Below are 16614 nucleotides of genomic sequence, written 5' to 3' on the forward strand. Positions count from 1 at the left end.
TAGCCTCGGACGGTGACCACGCGAGCCCGGACCTTCCAGGCCACGGTGGCCGACCGGGAGGTCCTCTCGCCCCACCTGGTGCGGCTGCGGCTGGCGGGTCTCGGTGACTTCGCCTCCAGCGGGGTGCCCGACGAGTGGGTGGGACTGGTCGTGCCCGGGCAGTACCAGTCCCGCTACTACACGGTCCGCTCCTTCGACGGTGCCCTGATGGAGCTCGACGTGGTCGTCCACGACGTCGGCCTGGTCACCGAGTGGGCCTCCCGCGACTGCCGGGGCGACGTGGTCACGCTGACCGAGCCCCGCGGCTCGTTCACCCTCCCCGAGGACGCCGGCTGGCTGATGCTGGTGGGGGACCTGACCGCGATGCCGGCGATGGCGCGGATCACCGAGACGGTCACCGACCTGCCGACCAGGGTGTGGGCGGAGGTGCCCGACGACCTGGCGGGCTACCTCCCGGACGCCACCGACGTCACCTGGCTGACCCCACCCAGGGGTGGCGGCAGCCGGCTCGCCGAGGTGGTCGAGGGTCTCGACTGGCCGGAGGGCCCCGGCTACTTCTGGATGGCCGGCGAGTCGGCGCAGATGCGGGCCATCCGCAAGTTCCTGATGCGAGGGCGCCGGATGCCGGCGTCGTCGTACGACGTGATGGGCTACTGGCGCGGCGTGAAGGAACGGCAGCCGCGCGCCGTCGACCCCGGCCCGATCTGGCGTGCGGGCAAGGCCGCCGGCAAGTCCGACGAGGAGATCTGGGCCGACTACGACCGGGCCCGGGAGGAGATGCCGTGACCGACGACGGGTTCCGCAGCGGGTTCGCCTGCTTCGTCGGCCGCCCCAACGCGGGCAAGTCGACGCTGACCAACGCGCTGGTCGGCCAGAAGGTGGTCATCACCTCCGACAAGCCGCAGACGACGCGGACCGTGGTCCGCGGCATCGTGACCCGTCCCGACGCGCAGCTGGTCCTCGTCGACACCCCCGGCCTGCACCGCCCCCGCACCTTGCTCGGGGAGCGCCTCAACGACCTGGTCCGCACGACCTGGGCCGAGGTGGACGTGGTCGGGGTCTGCTTCCCGGCCGACCAGAAGGTCGGACCGGGCGACGCCTTCCTGGTCAAGGAGCTCGCGCAGGTCCGGCGGACGACCAAGCTCGCGATCGTCACCAAGACCGACCTCGCCGCCCCCGACCGGATCGCCGAGCACCTGATCGACGTCGCCGAGCTCGGCCGCGCCCACGGGATCGAGTGGGCCGAGGTGGTGCCGGTGTCCGCGGTGGCCGGCGACCAGGTCGACCTGCTGGCGGACCTGCTGGTGCAGCAGATGCCCGAGGGCCCGCAGCTGTACCCGGACGACGAGCTCTCGGACGCACCCGAGGAGCACCTGGCGGCGGAGCTGGTCCGCGAGGCCGCGCTGGAGGGCGTGCGTGACGAGCTGCCGCACTCGATCGCCGTGGTCGTCGACGAGATGCGGATGAGGGAGGACCGCCCCGAGGACAAGCCGCTGCTCGACATCCACGCCAGCCTCTACGTCGAGCGCGACTCCCAGAAGGGCATCGTGATCGGGCACCGCGGGCAGCGGCTCCAGGACGTCGGTCGCCGGGCCCGGACCCAGATCGAGTCGCTGCTCGGCGTCCCGGTCTACCTCGACCTGCGCGTCAAGGTCGCCAAGGAGTGGCAACGCGACCCGCGGCAGCTCCGCAAGCTCGGCTTCTGACGACGACGAGTGGTCATCGGGGTCAGGCCGGGACCCAGCAGATGCCGTAGGTCCGGCCGGCCCGCCACCGCTCCGCGGTGGGCCACTCGTAGCCCCACCGGAAGTCGAGGGCGCCGCCGGCGGCGGCCCGGCCGGCGGCGCGGCAGGGCTGGGTACCGGCCTCGCGCACGGCGGCGGTGCCCGGGTAGGCGTCCCCCTCGAAGGTGACGGTGCGGACGGCCCGCCACGAGTGCTCGGCGGAGCAGATCACGGTCCGGAAGTCGTCGGTGCCGGGTCCAGCCGTCGCGCACAGGCCGTAGGCGGTCCGGCCCTCCTCGGTGGCGAGCACCCCACCGAGCTGCGGGCCGAGCGGCGACAGCTCGTTGCCGCCGGCCACCGCGACCACGTCGCACCGGTACCAGGTCGCGCCGCGGTCGGACTGCTCGACGGTCGGGGTGAACCCGACCGGGCGGAGCAGGCTGAGCCGCTGCTGCTCGACGGTCCCTCCGACGAACCTCCCGAAGGCCTCCGGGCAGGCCGCGGCGACCTGGTCGCGGACGCGCGGGGAGTCGACGGTGACCAGGTGGCCGCCGACGACGGTGTCGAGCTCGCCGACCTCGAAGGTGACCGCGGTGTGCTGCCGGTCGCACGGGACGTCGCGCAGGGACGTCGTCGGCGCCACCGCCTGGGCGTACGTCAGCCGGTAGCAGGCACCCACGCGCGGGACCGGTGGCGGCTTCGCGGGCGTGGGGGAGGCGGACGGCGACGCGCTCGGCGCCGAGCTGGACGGGGTGGTCGGGTCCGGCTCGGCGTCCGGCTGCCGCTCGTAGGTGCGCCACCCGACCACGACCGCGGCCAGCGTCACGGCGAGCGCGGCGAGCAGCGAGAGACGCTTGGTCATCGGTCGGTCTTGGCCCAGCAGATCGACCTGCGGTTGCCGACCTCCCACTCGGCCTCGTGGAACCACGTGTAGGCGAAGTCGTAGCGCACCGGGTAGCCGAGCACCGCCCCGACCGACTTGTCGCAGAAGTCGCGCGTCCGGACCTCGACGAGCCTGTCACCGGGGTAGGGGTCCTCGGGCTCCCCGAGCTTGATCGTCGTCACCGCGCGCCAGGTGTGGCTCTCCGAGCAGGGGACCCGCGCCGCGGCGGCGACCGTCGGGCCCTCGGCGCAGACCAGCCACCGGTCGTCGATGCGGCCCTGCAGCAGACCCTTGGCGTCGGCCGGCAGCGACACGTAGGCGGAGCTCTGGTCGCCGCCCCCCACGATGTCACACCGGTACCAGCGTGCTCCCTGTCGCCAGGCCTCCTCCGACGGCCGGAACCAGGCCCAGCTGACGACGGTCCGCATCGCCAGGCTCTCGTCGGCGCCGAGGAACTTCTCGAAGCGGGTGCTGCACTCGTCGTAGGCGAAGGCCCCGAGGTCCGGGTGGTGGTAGTCGGCGTCGTCGAACTCCGCCGGGAGCTGCCCGACGGCGAAGGTCTGGGCGGTGTGCTGCTCGGAGCAGGCCACGGTGCGGGTCGCGTTGCTGGGCTCGGCGACGTCCTGGGGGCCCAGCAGCCGGCACGCCCCGAGCTCGGGGGCCTCGACCGCGTCGACCTGGTCGGGGTCGACGTCGGAGCCCTGTCCGGAGGCCGAGCAGCCGACCAGCAGCAGGGCGCCCAGCAGGGCGCCCGGCAGCCTCAGCGGCACGCGGTCCTCCTCAGTCGGCCAGCAGTGCCGCGATGGTACCTCCGAGCTCGTACGCCGCCTCGAGCTGCTCCTCGCCCACGTCGCCGAGCACCTCGAGCACCTCGCTGGCCTGTCGCCAGGGCAGCGCGCCGGCGATGGCCTGCACCGACCGTACGGCCCCGGTCGTGTCGTACCGTCCGTGCACCCACAGCCCGTAGGGCTTCCGGCCGCCCGTCACCGGGGCGCCCGAGCCGTCGTCGGCGAGGGCCCCTCCGAGGGCCAGGAAGTGCCGGTCGAAGAAGTGCTTGAGCGCCCCGCTCATGTAGCCGAAGTTGGCGGAGGTCCCGAGCAGGAACCCGTCGGCGTCCGCGGGGTCGGCCCGGTCCGCCTCGAGGGCGGGGAGGACCTCGACCTCGACACCGGTGATCGCGTCGTCGTGGGCACCGGCCACCACCCGGTCGGTGAGCTGCCGGGTCGCGCGGGTGGGGGAGTGGTGGACGACGAGGAGCCGGGCCATGGCCTCAGGCTAGGGCGGCGCGCCCGCGACCGGGCGGGCGTCTCCCGGCCACGGGCCGCAGGCTAGGGTCGTGCTGTCTCGTCTCCAGGGAGGAACCCACCGCATGAAGCTCCGCACCATCGGCGTCGCCGTCCTGCTCGCGCTGTCCCTGACGGCGTGCGGTCAGGACGAGGAGGCGGCCTCCCAGGCCATCTCGGACTCCATCATGGAGAGCAACGACCAGACCTTCGAGGTCACCCAGGAGGAGGCCGACTGCGTCGGTGACGGCATGGTCGAGGAGATCGGCGTCGACCAGCTCACCGAGTACGGCATCATCACCGAGGACCTCGAGGCGAACGACGGCATCGAGAACGTCAAGATGTCCGAGGGCGACGCCGGGTCGGCGGCCGACGTGATGGCCGGGTGCGCCGACATCAAGGAGCTGTTCACCTCCGCGATGGGCGAGCTGCCCGAGGAGGCGCAGCAGTGCGTCGAGGAGAACCTCAGCGACGAGGTGCTCCACAACTTCCTGACCGCGGTCTTCATGAACGACCAGGAGGCGGGCAACCAGGAGCTGATGGGCGCGCTGCAGGAGTGCCTGGGCCCCCAGGGCTGAGCGGATCCGCCCCGTGGACCGCCGGGCGACCGACGGGCCCGGGGCGGTTATGCTGACCGGGTCATGACGCGCGCACTGCTGCTCCTTCGCCGCCGCAGCGAGGCCTGAGAGCCGGTCTCCTCGCTGCGGAGGGCTCGTGCCGCCGGCACACTCCACCCGATCTGCGAAGGCCGCACCATGACTGACTCCGGGACCCACCCCGACGTACGACCCCCGTTCCGCTCCACCCACGCCCAGCGGGCCAGCAGCATGCCGATCGAGCGCTACCGTGCGTTCGAGCCGATCGACCTGCCGGACCGCACCTGGCCGACCCGGACGATCACCGAGGCACCGCGGTGGCTCTCGACCGACCTGCGGGACGGCAACCAGGCGCTGATCGACCCGATGACGCCGGCCCGCAAGATGGCGATGTTCGACCTGCTGGTCTCGATGGGCTACAAGGAGATCGAGGTCGGCTTCCCCAGCGCCAGCCAGACCGACTTCGACTTCGTCCGCCAGCTCGTCGAGCAGGACCGGGTGCCCGAGGACGTCACGATCTCGGTGCTGACCCAGGCGCGGGAGGACCTCATCGAGCGCACGGTCCACAGCCTCGTCGGGATCCACCACGCCAACATCCACCTCTACAACGCGCTGGCCCCGCTGTTCCGCCGGGTCGTCTTCCACGCGAGCCCGGACGAGGTCAAGGACATCGCGGTGCGCGGCACCGAGCTGGTGATGAAGCACAGCGAGAACATCCTCGGCGCCACGGTGATCGGCTACGAGTACAGCCCCGAGATCTTCACCGGCACCGAGCTGCCGTTCAGCGTCGAGGTGTGCGAGGCGGTGACCGACGTCTGGCAGCCCGACGACGACCGCGAGATCATCCTCAACCTGCCGGCCACCGTCGAGATGGCCACCCCCAACGTGTACGCCGACCAGATCGAGTGGTTCTGCCGGCAGCTGACCCGCCGCGACCGGACCACGGTCTCGCTGCACCCCCACAACGACCGTGGCACGGCGGTCGCCGCGACCGAGCTCGCGATGATGGCCGGCGCCGACCGGGTCGAGGGGTGCCTCTTCGGCCACGGCGAGCGCACCGGCAACGTCTGCCTGGTCACCCTCGGCATGAACCTGTTCAGCCAGGGGATCGACCCCCAGGTCGACTTCTCCGACATCGACGAGATCCGCCGGACCGTCGAGTACTGCACCCAGCTGCCCGTCCACCCGCGGCACCCGTACGCCGGCGACCTCGTCTACACCGCATTCTCCGGGTCCCACCAGGACGCGATCAAGAAGGGTCTCGAGGACCTCGAGCGGAAGGCCCGCGACCAGGGCGTCCCGGTCGAGCAGGTGGCCTGGGAGGCGCCGTACCTCCCCATCGACCCGAAGGACGTGGGCCGCAGCTACGAGGCCGTGATCCGGGTCAACAGCCAGTCGGGCAAGGGCGGCGTGGCCTACATCCTCAAGGCCGAGCACAAGCTCGACCTGCCGCGACGGGCCCAGATCGAGTTCAGCCGGGTGGTGCAGCAGCGCACCGACACCGACGGCGGCGAGATGTCGTCGGCCCGGATCTGGGAGGTCTTCTCCTCCGAGTACCTCACCCGGGAGGAGCCGCTCCGGCTCAACTCGGTGCACACCTCGAGCGCGGCCGGGGAGCGGGACGCCCTCACCGTCAACGTGTATGTCGAGGGCGAGCTGCGGACGCTCGAGGGCTCCGGCAACGGACCCATCGCGGCGTTCGTCGACGCGCTCAACGGACTGCCGCAGGCGTGGGACGTCCGGGTGCTCGACTACGCCGAGCACGCCCTCTCGTCCGGTGGCGACGCCGTTGCTGCGGCGTACGTGGAGTGTGCTCTCACCACCGCGGCGGGGGAGACCGAGGTCCTCTGGGGTGTCGGCATCGACGCGAACATCGTGACCGCCTCCCTCAAGGCCGTCGTGAGCGCGGTCAACCGGGCCTGACGGCGCCCCGCCCCGCCCCTTCACAAGGGGCGCCCGATGCGGGACCGTGGGTGGAGGGTGCCCGCCGGGGGGGGGCACCGCTCACCCGAGGAGGTGCGCCGTGACCGCGACCGTCACCCGCTTTCGACCCGGTCGCCGCGCCGTGCGGTAGCCAGCGCGGCGGCGAACGGATCCTGACCGAGGACCAGCAGGGGCTGGTCACCGAGGACGTCGTGTACTCCTGCGGCTGCCAGGTCCACCGTGAGGAGTTCCACGACGGCAGCCTGCACCACATGGTGGTGCACCACCGGGGCAGGGTCCTCGTCGACGAGGAGTTCCGGGGTGAGTGAGGACCTCACCGCCGGCGCGCACGACGTGCTCCTGATCGGTGGCGGCGCCGCCGGTCTGAGAGCCACCATCGCGATCGCGGAGGCCAGCCCGGACCTCGACGTGGCCGTGGTGTCGAAGGTCTACCCGATGCGCAGCCACACGGTGTCGGCGGAGGGCGGCGCCGCCGGCGTGATCGCGCAGGACGACACCGTCGAGGAGCACATCTACGACACCATCTCCGGCAGCGACTGGATCGCCGACCAGGACGCCGTGGAGATGTTCGTCCACGAGGCGCCGCGCGAGCTGCTCCGGCTCGAGCACTGGGGCTGCCCCTGGAGCCGCGAGCCGGACGGGCACGTCGCGGTCCGGGCCTTCGGTGGGATGAAGAACATGCGCACCTGGTTCGCCGCCGACAAGACGGGGTTCCACATGCTGCACGCCCTGTTCCAGACCTCGCTGAAGTACGGCGCCGTGCACCGGTACGACGAGTGGTTCGTGACCCGGCTGCTGGTCGACGACGGCCGGGTGCACGGCGTGGTGGCGGTCGAGCTCGCGACCGGCCGGATCCGCGCGATCACCGCCAAGGCTGTCGTGCTGGCCGCGGGTGGGTGCGGCAAGGTCTTCCCGTTCACCACGAACGCCAACATCAACACCGGCGACGGGATGGCCCTGGCCTACCGGGCCGGGGCGCCGCTCAAGGACATGGAGTTCGTGCAGTACCACCCGACGGGGCTGCCGTTCACGGGGATCCTGATCACCGAGGCGGCGCGCGCGGAGGGCGGCTGGCTGGTGAACAAGGACGGCTACCGGTTCCTGCAGGACTACGACCTCGGCACCCCGTCGCCCACGCCCGTCCTGCGGAGCATGGAGCTCGGCCCGCGCGACCGCATCTCCCAGGCGATCGTCCACGAGATCGAGCGCGGGCGGGCGGTTGCGACGCCGTACGGCGAGGTGGTGCACCTCGACCTCAGGCACCTGGGTGCGAAGCTGATCGACGCCAAGCTCCCGTTCGTGCGTGAGCTGTGCAGGAAGTACGAGCGCATCGACCCGGTCAGCGAGCTGATCCCGGTGCGCCCCGTCGTCCACTACATGATGGGCGGAGTGAGCACCGACCTCGACGGTGCCACCCCGCTCGACGGCCTGTACGCCGCCGGCGAGACCGCCTGCGTCAGCATCAACGGCGCCAACCGGCTCGGCTCCAACTCGCTGCCCGAGTGCCTGGTGTTCGGGGCGCGCGCCGGCCGCGCCGCGGCCGAGTACGCCGCACGCGCAGAGGCCCCTCCACCCGCGATCGCTGCCCAGGCCGCCGACGAGGTGCGCCGGCTGGAGCAGGAGGTGCTCGGTCGGAACGCCCGCGACGACGCGGTGTCCTCGATCCGCACCGAGATGCAGCTGGTGATGGAGGAGGCTGCGGGCATCTACCGCGACGCGGAGTCGATGGCGGAGGGCGCCGACCTGCTGCACAAGCTCCAGGACCGGATCGGGAGCGTCGGCGTCGTCGACACCTGCCGGACGTTCAACACCGAGCTGGTGGCGCGCCTGGAGGTGGCCAACATGCTCGACGTGGCCGAGTGCATCCTCGCCGCGGGGATCAGGCGCGAGGAGTCACGCGGCGCCCACCAGCGCACCGACCACACCGCGCGGGACGACGAGCAGTGGCTGGTCCACCAGCTGGTCGGCCGGGGTGACGACGGCAGCCCGTACGTCGAGCGGGTGCCCGTGACCGTCACCGGCTGGCCACCGGGAGAGAGGGTGTACGGCAGGTGAGCGGGACGACGGACCGGATCGGGCTGAGGGTGGCGCGGTACCGCCCCGACAGGGACCACGAGCCCGGCTGGCAGGAGTACGAGGTCCCGATGCGGGAGGAGTGGACGGTCCTCGACGGGCTGACCCACGTCAAGGACGAGGTCGACCCCACGCTGGTGTTCCGCTGGTCGTGCCGGATGGGCATCTGCGGCAGCTGCGGCATGAACGTCGACGATGAGCCGCGGCTGACCTGCGGGACGTTCCTCTCCGACTACGCGCCCGGACCGGTCACGGTCGAGCCGCTCGCGCACTTCCCGGTCGTCCGGGACCTGGTCGTCGACCTCTCCGACTTCATGGAGAAGCTGCCGACGGTCAAGCCGTGGATCATCCGGGACGACGACGCCGTGCCGGACCAGGAGGGCGAGGGCGACGGGGAGTACCTCCAGACCCCCGAGGAGCTCGACGCCTACAAGCAGTTCAGCATGTGCATCAACTGCATGCTCTGCTACGCCGCGTGCCCGGTCTACGGGCTCGACCCCGACTTCGTCGGGCCGGCCGCGATCGCGCTCGCGGAGCGCTACGACCTCGACTCCCGCGACCACGGCGCCCGGGAGCGGCTGGACGTCCTCATCGAGCACGAGGGGGTCTACGGGTGCACGTTCGTGGGCGAGTGCACCCGCGTCTGCCCCAAGCACGTCGACCCGGCGGGGGCGATCCAGCGCTACAAGCTGAAGGCGGCCCAGGAGTCGGTCAAGGCCTTCCTCCTCCCGCGGGCGCTGCGGCGATGACCCAGCCCGCGGTCCAGCCCGACCTGCGCCACCACCGGGAGGTGCCGGTGCTGTGGTGGCTCCGCAAGCGGAGCTACTTCGTGTTCGTGATGCGCGAGCTGAGCAGCATCTTCGTGGCCTGGCTGGTCCTCTACCTGTGCCTCTTCGTGCGCGCGGTCGGCCGCGGGGAGGCGGCGTACGAGGCGCACCTGGAGTGGGCGGCCTCGCCGTGGCTGGTCGCGCTCCACGTCGTCGCGTTCGGCTTCGTGGTGCTGCACACGATCACCTGGTTCGCCCTCACGCCGCAGGCGATGGTCCTCACGGTGCGCGGTCGCCGGGTGCCCGGCGTCGTCGTCATCGGGGCCCAGTACGCCGGCCTGGCCGTGGTGTCCGGATTCGTGTTCTGGCTGGTGACGCGATGAAGCTCCGGATCGAGCCGTTCCTGTGGCTGGCCTTCAGCGGCGGCGGGGTGATGGCCGCGATCTTCCTGCCCGTGCTGGCGTTCCTGTTCGCCCTCGCGTTCCCGCTCGGCTGGATCGACCCCCCCGACCACGCGCAGCTGGCCGCCGTGGTCGGGAACCCGATCACGTTCCTGGTCCTGCTGGGCCTGTTCACGATGATGCTGGTCCACGCCGCGCACCGGTTCCGGTTCACGCTGTACGACGGCCTGCAGGTCAAGCACCGGGGGCTGGTCGCGGCCGTGTGCTACGGCGGTGCGCTGGCCGGCGTGTTCGTGGCCCTGCACATGCTGGGCAGCGCCACCTAGCCGCCCCGCTCCCAGGGCTCAGGGCCGGGCCGTGGCGAGCGGCAGCCGCACCGAGAACGTGGTGCCGGAACCGGACTCCGACTCCACGCCGATCCGCCCGCCGTGCACGGCGACGATCCCGGCCACGATGGACAGGCCGAGCCCGGTGCCCTGGATGGCGAGGTCCTGCGCCGTCGAGGCGCGGAAGAACCTCTGGAACAGCTCGTCCTGCTCCTCGCGGGGGATGCCGATGCCGGTGTCGGTGACCGCGACGCAGGCCTCGCCGTCCTCGGTGTGCAGCCGGGTGGTGACCGAGCCGCCGTCGGGGGTGAACTTCACCGCGTTGGAGAGCAGGTTGAGCAGCACCCGTTCCAGCTGGATGGCGTCGCCGAGCACGGTCACCGGCTCCGACGGTATGTCGAAGGTGAGGGCCAGGTCGCGCTCGCGCACGGTCGGGCGGAGGGAGTCCTCGGCCTGGTCGACCAGCATCCGCAGGTCGACCGCCGTCCGGGTCCACGCCGGCCCCTCGGAGTCGAGCCCGGCGAGGGTGAGCAGGTCGTTGCACAGCGAGATGAGGCGGGCGCCGTTGCGGGCGATGGTGTCGAGCAGCGGCAGCTGCTCGGGATCCGGCTCGACGGGCGAGCCGTCGGCGAGCAGCTCGGCGTACCCCACGATGCTGGTCACGGGGGTGCGCAGCTCGTGGCTCACCGTGGACACGAACTCGTTCTTGGCGGTGTCGAGCTGGCGCAGCCGGTCGGCCGCCATCCGCTCCTTCTCCAGCGCCGCCATCAGCAGCACCTGCGAGTGCCGCTGCTCGGTCACGTCGCGGCCCACGACGAGGTAGCCGGTCTGCGCGCCGAACTGGCTGCCGCCGCCGCTCAGCGTCATCGCGACGGTACGCCGACCGCCGGTGGCGGTCCGCCAGGTCCAGTCGGTCAGCTGGGACTCGTGCCCGTCGCCGACCAGTGCGGTGAGGGCGCTCCACCCGGCGCCCGGCCGGCCGGTGCGCTCGGCGAGCTCCTCCGGCTCCAGCAGGTCGGTGAACAGGGTGCCCCGGACCTCCTCGGCGGTCCACCCCACGAGCGACTCGGCGCCGGAGTTGAACAGGGTGATCCGGCCGCCGCTGTCGATGCCGATGATCGCGGTGGAGATGCCGGCCTGGAACAGGTTGGTCATCAGGCCCGCGGTCGTCCGCTCGGCGGTGACGTCGACGCCGGTCATGACGGCGTGCTGCGGGGTGCCGTCGGCGTCACGCACCAGGTCGTTGGTCCACACCACCCGCAGCGTCTCGCCGGCGGCGGTGCAGACGTCGGCCTCCCCGGTGCCGGGGATGCCTGACCCGTCCGGCTCGGCGAACATCGCCTGCACCACCGGCACCCGGTAGGTCGGCACGATCGACTCCCAGACCGGCCGGCCGAGGAGCTGCTCCTCCGGGAACCCGGTGATCGCGGTGGTGGCGTGGTTGACGCGGACCACGGTGCCGGACATGTCGGCGACGAGGATGATGCACCGGGTGGTGTCGAGCGTCGCGCTGGTGAGTCGTTCGGCGGCGGCGGTGCGGGCCAGGGCGTCGTACTCCGCGCTGACGTCGAGCAGCTGGGCGGCGTACGTCGGCTCCTCGCCGCTGGTCAGCGGGGAGATCGCCACCTTGACGTTGCTGCCCGGGCGGTGGGCCAGGCCCACGTGTCCCCGCCACCCCTCGAGCTCGCCCGAGCCGCGGTCGAGGTTCACGCTGCGCAGGGTGGACGCCCCGGTGAGCACCCGGTCGAGGTAGCGACCGAGGACGCCGTGGCGCCCGTCGTCGAGCATCTCCAGTGCGGCGTCGTTGGCGTCGACGATCTCGAGCCGGTCGCCGCGCCGGGCCAGCAGCACCATCCCGGTCATCGACTCGGTGAAGTTGCGGCGGAACAGTCGCTCCCGCTCCGAGAGCGCCTCCAGGGCGCGGGCGCGCTGGGTGACCGCCAGCGTCAGGGGCAGGGCGACGAGCGTGGTGGCGAAGATGTAGGCCTGCACCAGCGGGGCGGCCTGCTCGAGGGAGATGTAGGTCTCCGCCACGTCGCCGAACGGACCGCGACCTCGGGCGGTCAGCAGCACCGCCGCCAGGCACGACAGCAGCAGCTCGAGGGTGACGGTCCGCGGGTCGAGGCGGAGCGCGGCCCACACGAGGAACGGCAGGGGGACGAACGACAGGGGTAGCGAGTGGAACGGGACGAACACCACCGCGATCACCAGCGACAGCGCGACGACCTGGGCGACGTACTCGGAGCGGCCCGCCAGGCCGGAGCGGTGGTCCCAGGACATCACGACCGAGACGATGACCATGGTCGCCGCGGTGTGGGAGGCGACCACGTTGCGCATCGTCGGCAGGAACGCCCCGTCCTCGAGCACCGCCGCAGCGGCACCGGCCAGGACCCCGACGACGAGGGCGCCGGCCAGCGCGGCGGCCAACAGCCGCAGGAAGTGGGAGAGCTGGGTCAGCCGGACCATGCGGCCGGAGCGGTCCTTGAGGGCGAGCCCCGCCACCAGCGCCTCCAGCGCGTTCGCGACGCCGTACGCCGCGGACAGCTCCGGGGTCTGGCCTCCCGCCAGGTTGGCCGCCCCGGAGACCACGGCCACGGCGACCGCCAGCCCGGGCGCCCATGCGCGCGGCAGGCTCGCGACCATGGCGACCGCGAGGCCCGCGGCCGGCCACCAGAACGCGACGCTGCTGCCCTCCGGGCGGTAGTAGGCGGCACCGACACCGGCCAGGAAGACGCCGGTCAGGTAGGCAGCAGCGGCGACAGCCGGCGGGGCCCAGCCCCTGCCCGCGTGGCTCATGGAGGCAGTCTCGTCCATGCCAGGTGGGTTTGGCAGGCATTCGTGCGCTCCCCGGACATAGTGTGCAGGGATGCTGGTCTCCGAACGCATCGGGCAGTTCTTCGTCGACGACGAGGCCGGGCGGGACCGGCTCGAGTACACCGAGTACGGCTCGGGCGAGCGCTGGGTGGTGCTGCTGCACGGCCAGCTGATGCCGCGGCGGATGCACGAGCCGCTCGCGCGCACGCTGGCGGCCGAGGGGCTGCACGTGGTCACGCTCGACCTGCTCGGGCACGGCCGCTCCGACCGGCCGGAGGACCCCACCGTCTACTCCATGACCGCGTTCGCCCACCAGGTGCAGGCCCTGCTCGACCACCTCGGCGTCGAGCAGGCCGTCGTCGGAGGCACCTCGTTGGGCGCCAACGTCTCGCTCGAGCTCGCGGTCCTGGCGCCGGAGCGGGTCGCCGGCCTGCTGCTGGAGATGCCGGTGCTCGACAACGCGGTCGAGGCGGGGATCATCGCCTTCTCCCCGCTCATGTTCGCGGCGCGGTTCCTGCCGCTGAGCGTCTCGGCGCTCCGGTGGGTCACCCGTCCGGTGCCGCGCGGACTGGTGCCGTTCTGGGCCGGGATCGCCCTCGACACCTGTGACCAGCGGCCGGCGTCGGTCGCCGCGGTGATCCACGGGCTGTTCTTCGGCCGCGTCGCGCCGTCGTCCCGGGAACGGCGGGAGATCAGCGCCCCCGCGATGGTCGTGGGCCACCCGGCGGATCCGATCCATCCGGCGGCGGACGCCGCGATGCTGGCGCGCGAGCTGCCGAACGCCGAGTTCGTGCGGGCACGGAGCATCCTGGAGTGGCGGGTCCGCCCCGAGCGGCTCGACCAGTTGGCCATCGGGTTCGCGACCTCCTGCTGGGAGGACGAGCGGTCCGGCGTCCGGACCCGGGCGCGCCGACGGCGTACCGGCGGGAGCACCTGAGGCGCGGCACAATGGGCGGGTGCCGCTCTACCGCGACGAGGCGGTCGTCCTGCGCACCCACAAGCTGGGGGAGGCCGACCGGATCATCACCCTGCTGACCCGTCAGCACGGGCGGGTCCGCGCGGTCGCCAAGGGCGTGCGTCGCACCACCTCCCGCTGGGGTTCCCGGCTCGAGCCGTTCACCCACGTCGACCTCCAGCTCGCCGAGGGGCGCAACCTCGACGTGGTGACCCAGGCCGAGTCGCTGGACCCGTTCGCGTCCCGGCTGGGCGGTGACTACGACCGCTACACCGCCGGCACCGTGATGCTGGAGACCGCCGAGCGGCTGGTCACCGAGGAGAAGCAGCCGGCGGTGCAGCAGTTCCTGCTGCTCGTCGGCGGGCTGCGGGCCATGGCCGCCGGGGAGCACCCGCCCGGCCAGGTCCTCGACTCCTACCTGCTCCGCTCGCTCGCGGTGGCCGGCTACGCCCCGTCGTTCGAGCACTGCGCCCGCTGCGGCGACGCCGGCCCGCACCGCTGGTTCAGCCCGTCCGCCGGCGGGGTCCTGTGCGCCGACTGCCGGGTCCCCGGGTCGGCCGGCCCCGCGCCCGGGACGATCGCGGTGCTCGGCGCGCTGCTGGCCGGCGACTGGCCGGTGGTCCACGCCGCCGACCCGCGTCACCTCCGGGAGGCCAGCGGCCTGGTCGCGGCGTACCTCGCCTGGCACCTCGAGCGCGGCCTGCGCTCGCTGGAGTACGTCGAGCGCTGAGCAGGAGATCGTTTCCGCCGTGGTGTCGGTTTCCCCGCCTGAGCGGGGAAACCGACGCCTGGCGGAGGTAACTTGCTCCGCCAGGCGCACGACTCGCCCACCAGGCTCGGACAAGCGCCGTGCGCGGGTGGGTGTGGCCCTGACGCGTTGTCCACAGGCCGCGGATGAACCCGTTCCGCGATGCCGAGGCGGAGGGCAGGCTTCGCGCATGTCCATCTCAGAGCGGGTCGACCTCCGGGACGTCGTGATCCTCCGACGCGAGCTCCTGGCGGAGGGCTACACCGACCGACAGATCCGGACGCGCGTGAAGTGCGGTGACCTGCATCGCGTACGCCACGGGGCGTACGTGGCCGGCGATCTGTGGCGTTCGCTGGGGGCGGCTGATCGTCATCGGGTCCTGATTCGCGCGGTGCTCAGGCGCGCTCACCCCTCGTCAGTGGTGACCCACCTCTCCGCTGCCGTCGAGCACGGCGCACCGGTGTGGGGCGTGAGCCTCGAGGAGGTCCACCTCACCCGCACCGACGGCGTACCGGGGCGGCGCGAGGCGGGGGTCGTTCACCATCGCGGCGTCCTCACGGAGGCGGACGTCGAGGAGATCGACGGGATCCGGGTTGCCCGGCCGTCGCGGTGCGCGATCGAGGTCTGCTCGATCACCGAGGTGGAGTCGGCCCTCGTCACGGTCAACGGCCTGCTTCACTCACGCGCCTGCACGGCGGCCGAGCTCGCCGCCACGGCCGGTGCGCTCAAGCACTGGCCGGACTCGCTGACGACCACGATCGTGCTGCGGCTCTGCGATGCCCGCATCGAGTCCGCGGGCGAGTCCCGCACCAGCTTTCTCTGCTGGGCGCAGCACCTCCCGCGGCCGACACCGCAGGTGCCGGTCGTGGACGAGCGCGGCCTGGTCTTCGCGTACGCCGACTTCGGCTGGCCCGAACGAGGAGTGTTCCTCGAGTTCGACGGCCGCGAGAAGTACCTGAGGTTCCGCCGCGCGAACGAGTCGCTCGAGGACTTCCTCCTCCGGGAGAAGCGCCGCGAAGAGCGCATCTGTCAGCTCACCGGGTGGGTCTGCATCCGGATCACCTGGGCCGATCTCGAACGCCCTGTCCACACCGCCCGCCGGATCCACCGGATCCTCGAGAGTCGTCGGAGCTTCCTCGGCGCCTGACCCGGTGGGCGAGTCTTGCGGTTGGCAGGGGAAGCATCCTCCGCCAACCGTCGGTTTCCCCGCCTGAGCGGGGAAACCGACAACCCCGATCACGCCCCGCCGTAGCGGCGGTTGCGGCGGGCGTAGGTCTCGATGGCCTGCCAGAGGTGGGTGCGGTCGACGTCGGGCCAGAGGACGTCGGTGAACACCAGCTCGGAGTAGGCCGCCTGCCAGAGCAGGAAGTTGGAGAGCCGCTGCTCCCCCGAGGTGCGCCAGACCAGGTCGGCGTCGGAGACCTCGGGGACGTAGAGGTGTCGCGCGAAGGTCCACTCGTCGACGCGGTCGGCGCGCAGGCGGCCCGCGGCCACCTCCTGGGCGATGCTGCGGGCGGCGTCGGCGAGCTCGGCGCGTCCGCCGTAGTTCACGCACATCGTCAGGGTCAGCACGTCGTTGTGCCGGGTCAGCTCCTCGGCGACCTGCAGCTCCTTGATGACCGACTTCCACAGGCGGGGGGCCCGGCCCGCCCACCGGACCCGCACCCCCATGGCGTGCATCTCGTCGCGGCGGCGACGGATCACGTCGCGGTTGAACCCCATCAGGAACCGGACCTCGTCGGGGGAGCGGGACCAGTTCTCGGTGGAGAAGGCGTACGCCGAGATCGCCTGCACCCCGATCTCGATCGCCCCCTCCACGACGTCGAACAGGGCGTGCTCGCCGCGCTCGTGCCCGGCGGTGCGAGGCAGCCCGCGCTGCTTCGCCCAGCGTCCGTTCCCGTCCATCACGATCGCGACGTGGCGCGGGACCAGCTCCCGCGGGACCGAGGGCGGCACCGCGCCGGACGGGTGCGGTGTGGGAGGACGGACGCTGCGTCTCACCCCGGCAGGATGTCAGAGCAGACCCGGGAGGGGCGGCGCGGTCCGGTCCAGGGCTCCCCAAACGGTTCGGGTTTTGGGATCATCACGGCGACGGGGGTA

The 16614-nt window shown here is 72.3% G+C and carries 16 protein-coding genes; 11 read left to right on the forward strand and 5 right to left on the reverse strand.

What is annotated here, in order from left to right; translation table 11 throughout:
• Positions 1-12 precede the first annotated feature (12 nt).
• Together ACQ1X7_RS18415 and era are read left to right on the forward strand one after the other, a co-directional pair.
• Positions 13-786, forward strand: coding sequence for a siderophore-interacting protein (locus ACQ1X7_RS18415; RefSeq protein ID WP_432479693.1), 774 nt, complete (start codon positions 13-15; stop codon positions 784-786).
• Positions 783-1706: a GTPase Era gene (gene era, locus ACQ1X7_RS18420; protein WP_432479694.1), complete on the forward strand. Its 924-nt coding sequence runs from the start codon at positions 783-785 to the stop codon at positions 1704-1706. Before ACQ1X7_RS18415 ends, era begins: the two co-directional genes overlap by 4 nt.
• Positions 1707-1728: 22 nt before the next feature.
• Here era and ACQ1X7_RS18425 read toward each other — a convergent pair whose 3' ends face one another.
• Genes ACQ1X7_RS18425 through ACQ1X7_RS18435 form a run of 3 tightly spaced genes read right to left on the reverse strand, consistent with a single transcriptional unit; the run spans position 1729 to position 3873 of the window.
• Positions 1729-2586 carry a septum formation family protein gene (locus ACQ1X7_RS18425; protein WP_432479695.1) on the reverse strand — a complete coding sequence of 286 codons (858 nt, stop codon included), beginning with the start codon at positions 2584-2586 and terminating at the stop codon, positions 1729-1731.
• Positions 2583-3377 (reverse strand): septum formation family protein, encoded by a 795-nt coding sequence (locus tag ACQ1X7_RS18430; protein ID WP_432479696.1) that lies wholly within the window; start codon positions 3375-3377, stop codon positions 2583-2585. Before ACQ1X7_RS18430 ends, ACQ1X7_RS18425 begins: the two co-directional genes overlap by 4 nt.
• A gap of 10 nt (positions 3378-3387) precedes the next feature.
• A complete protein-coding gene (locus ACQ1X7_RS18435; protein WP_432479697.1) occupies positions 3388-3873 on the reverse strand; it encodes a flavodoxin family protein in 486 nt (161 codons plus the stop codon).
• A 103-nt stretch (positions 3874-3976) separates the two neighbouring features.
• On the opposite strand from ACQ1X7_RS18435, the gene ACQ1X7_RS18440 reads away from it, so the two are divergent.
• From ACQ1X7_RS18440 to ACQ1X7_RS18465, 6 genes are all read left to right on the forward strand, one after another.
• On the forward strand, positions 3977-4468 hold the full coding sequence (locus ACQ1X7_RS18440) for a fimbrillin family protein (protein ID WP_432479698.1): 492 nt from the start codon (positions 3977-3979) through the stop codon (positions 4466-4468).
• Positions 4469-4645: 177 nt separating this feature from the next.
• Positions 4646-6409 (forward strand): 2-isopropylmalate synthase, encoded by a 1764-nt coding sequence (gene leuA / locus ACQ1X7_RS18445; protein ID WP_432479699.1) that lies wholly within the window; start codon positions 4646-4648, stop codon positions 6407-6409.
• Between the two features lie 321 nt (positions 6410-6730).
• Positions 6731-8485, forward strand: a complete 1755-nt coding sequence (gene frdA / locus ACQ1X7_RS18450) for a fumarate reductase (quinol) flavoprotein subunit (RefSeq protein WP_432479700.1) — start codon at positions 6731-6733, stop codon at positions 8483-8485.
• The gene (locus ACQ1X7_RS18455; RefSeq protein ID WP_432479701.1) at positions 8482-9252 is read left to right on the forward strand and encodes a succinate dehydrogenase/fumarate reductase iron-sulfur subunit; all 771 of its coding nucleotides are present in this window, start codon (positions 8482-8484) and stop codon (positions 9250-9252) included. The genes frdA and ACQ1X7_RS18455 overlap by 4 nt, the downstream gene beginning before the upstream one ends.
• Positions 9249-9653, forward strand: a complete 405-nt coding sequence (locus ACQ1X7_RS18460) for a fumarate reductase subunit C (protein ID WP_432479702.1) — start codon at positions 9249-9251, stop codon at positions 9651-9653. The genes ACQ1X7_RS18455 and ACQ1X7_RS18460 overlap by 4 nt, the downstream gene beginning before the upstream one ends.
• A complete protein-coding gene (locus ACQ1X7_RS18465) occupies positions 9650-9997 on the forward strand; it encodes a fumarate reductase subunit FrdD (RefSeq protein ID WP_432479703.1) in 348 nt (115 codons plus the stop codon). The genes ACQ1X7_RS18460 and ACQ1X7_RS18465 overlap by 4 nt, the downstream gene beginning before the upstream one ends.
• 18 nt (positions 9998-10015) lie before the next feature.
• On the opposite strand, the gene ACQ1X7_RS18470 is transcribed toward ACQ1X7_RS18465, so the two are convergent.
• Complete coding sequence (locus tag ACQ1X7_RS18470) at positions 10016-12793, reverse strand: ATP-binding protein (RefSeq protein ID WP_432479704.1); 2778 nt, start codon at positions 12791-12793, stop codon at positions 10016-10018.
• Positions 12794-12863: 70 nt separating this feature from the next.
• On the opposite strand from ACQ1X7_RS18470, the gene ACQ1X7_RS18475 reads away from it, so the two are divergent.
• The 3 genes from ACQ1X7_RS18475 (at position 12864) to ACQ1X7_RS18485 (ending at position 15661) form a co-directional block, all read left to right on the forward strand.
• On the forward strand, positions 12864-13748 hold the full coding sequence (locus ACQ1X7_RS18475; RefSeq protein WP_432479705.1) for an alpha/beta fold hydrolase: 885 nt from the start codon (positions 12864-12866) through the stop codon (positions 13746-13748).
• Between the two features lie 19 nt (positions 13749-13767).
• On the forward strand, positions 13768-14496 hold the full coding sequence (gene recO, locus ACQ1X7_RS18480; protein ID WP_432479706.1) for a DNA repair protein RecO: 729 nt from the start codon (positions 13768-13770) through the stop codon (positions 14494-14496).
• A 208-nt stretch (positions 14497-14704) separates the two neighbouring features.
• Entirely contained in the window at positions 14705-15661 is a 957-nt protein-coding gene (locus ACQ1X7_RS18485; RefSeq protein ID WP_432479707.1) for a hypothetical protein, read from the forward strand.
• Between the two features lie 89 nt (positions 15662-15750).
• On the opposite strand, the gene ACQ1X7_RS18490 is transcribed toward ACQ1X7_RS18485, so the two are convergent.
• Entirely contained in the window at positions 15751-16515 is a 765-nt protein-coding gene (locus tag ACQ1X7_RS18490) for an isoprenyl transferase (RefSeq protein WP_432479708.1), read from the reverse strand.
• Positions 16516-16614: the final 99 nt, after the last annotated feature.

The sequence above is a fragment of the Nocardioides sp. GXQ0305 genome, from assembly GCF_050880345.1.
Taxonomy (GTDB): Bacteria; Actinomycetota; Actinomycetes; order Propionibacteriales; family Nocardioidaceae; genus Nocardioides.

Coding starts and splice junctions, on each gene's coding strand:
- ACQ1X7_RS18460 (WP_432479702.1), top strand. CDS start 9,249: ATGACCCAGCCCGCGGTCCAGCCCGACCTGCGCCACCACCGGGAGGTG.
- ACQ1X7_RS18470 (WP_432479704.1), bottom strand. CDS start 12,793: ATGAGCCACGCGGGCAGGGGCTGGGCCCCGCCGGCTGTCGCCGCTGCT.
- leuA (WP_432479699.1), top strand. CDS start 4,646: ATGACTGACTCCGGGACCCACCCCGACGTACGACCCCCGTTCCGCTCC.
- ACQ1X7_RS18440 (WP_432479698.1), top strand. CDS start 3,977: ATGAAGCTCCGCACCATCGGCGTCGCCGTCCTGCTCGCGCTGTCCCTG.
- ACQ1X7_RS18425 (WP_432479695.1), bottom strand. CDS start 2,586: ATGACCAAGCGTCTCTCGCTGCTCGCCGCGCTCGCCGTGACGCTGGCC.
- ACQ1X7_RS18475 (WP_432479705.1), top strand. CDS start 12,864: ATGCTGGTCTCCGAACGCATCGGGCAGTTCTTCGTCGACGACGAGGCC.
- ACQ1X7_RS18485 (WP_432479707.1), top strand. CDS start 14,705: ATGTCCATCTCAGAGCGGGTCGACCTCCGGGACGTCGTGATCCTCCGA.
- ACQ1X7_RS18435 (WP_432479697.1), bottom strand. CDS start 3,873: ATGGCCCGGCTCCTCGTCGTCCACCACTCCCCCACCCGCGCGACCCGG.
- ACQ1X7_RS18465 (WP_432479703.1), top strand. CDS start 9,650: ATGAAGCTCCGGATCGAGCCGTTCCTGTGGCTGGCCTTCAGCGGCGGC.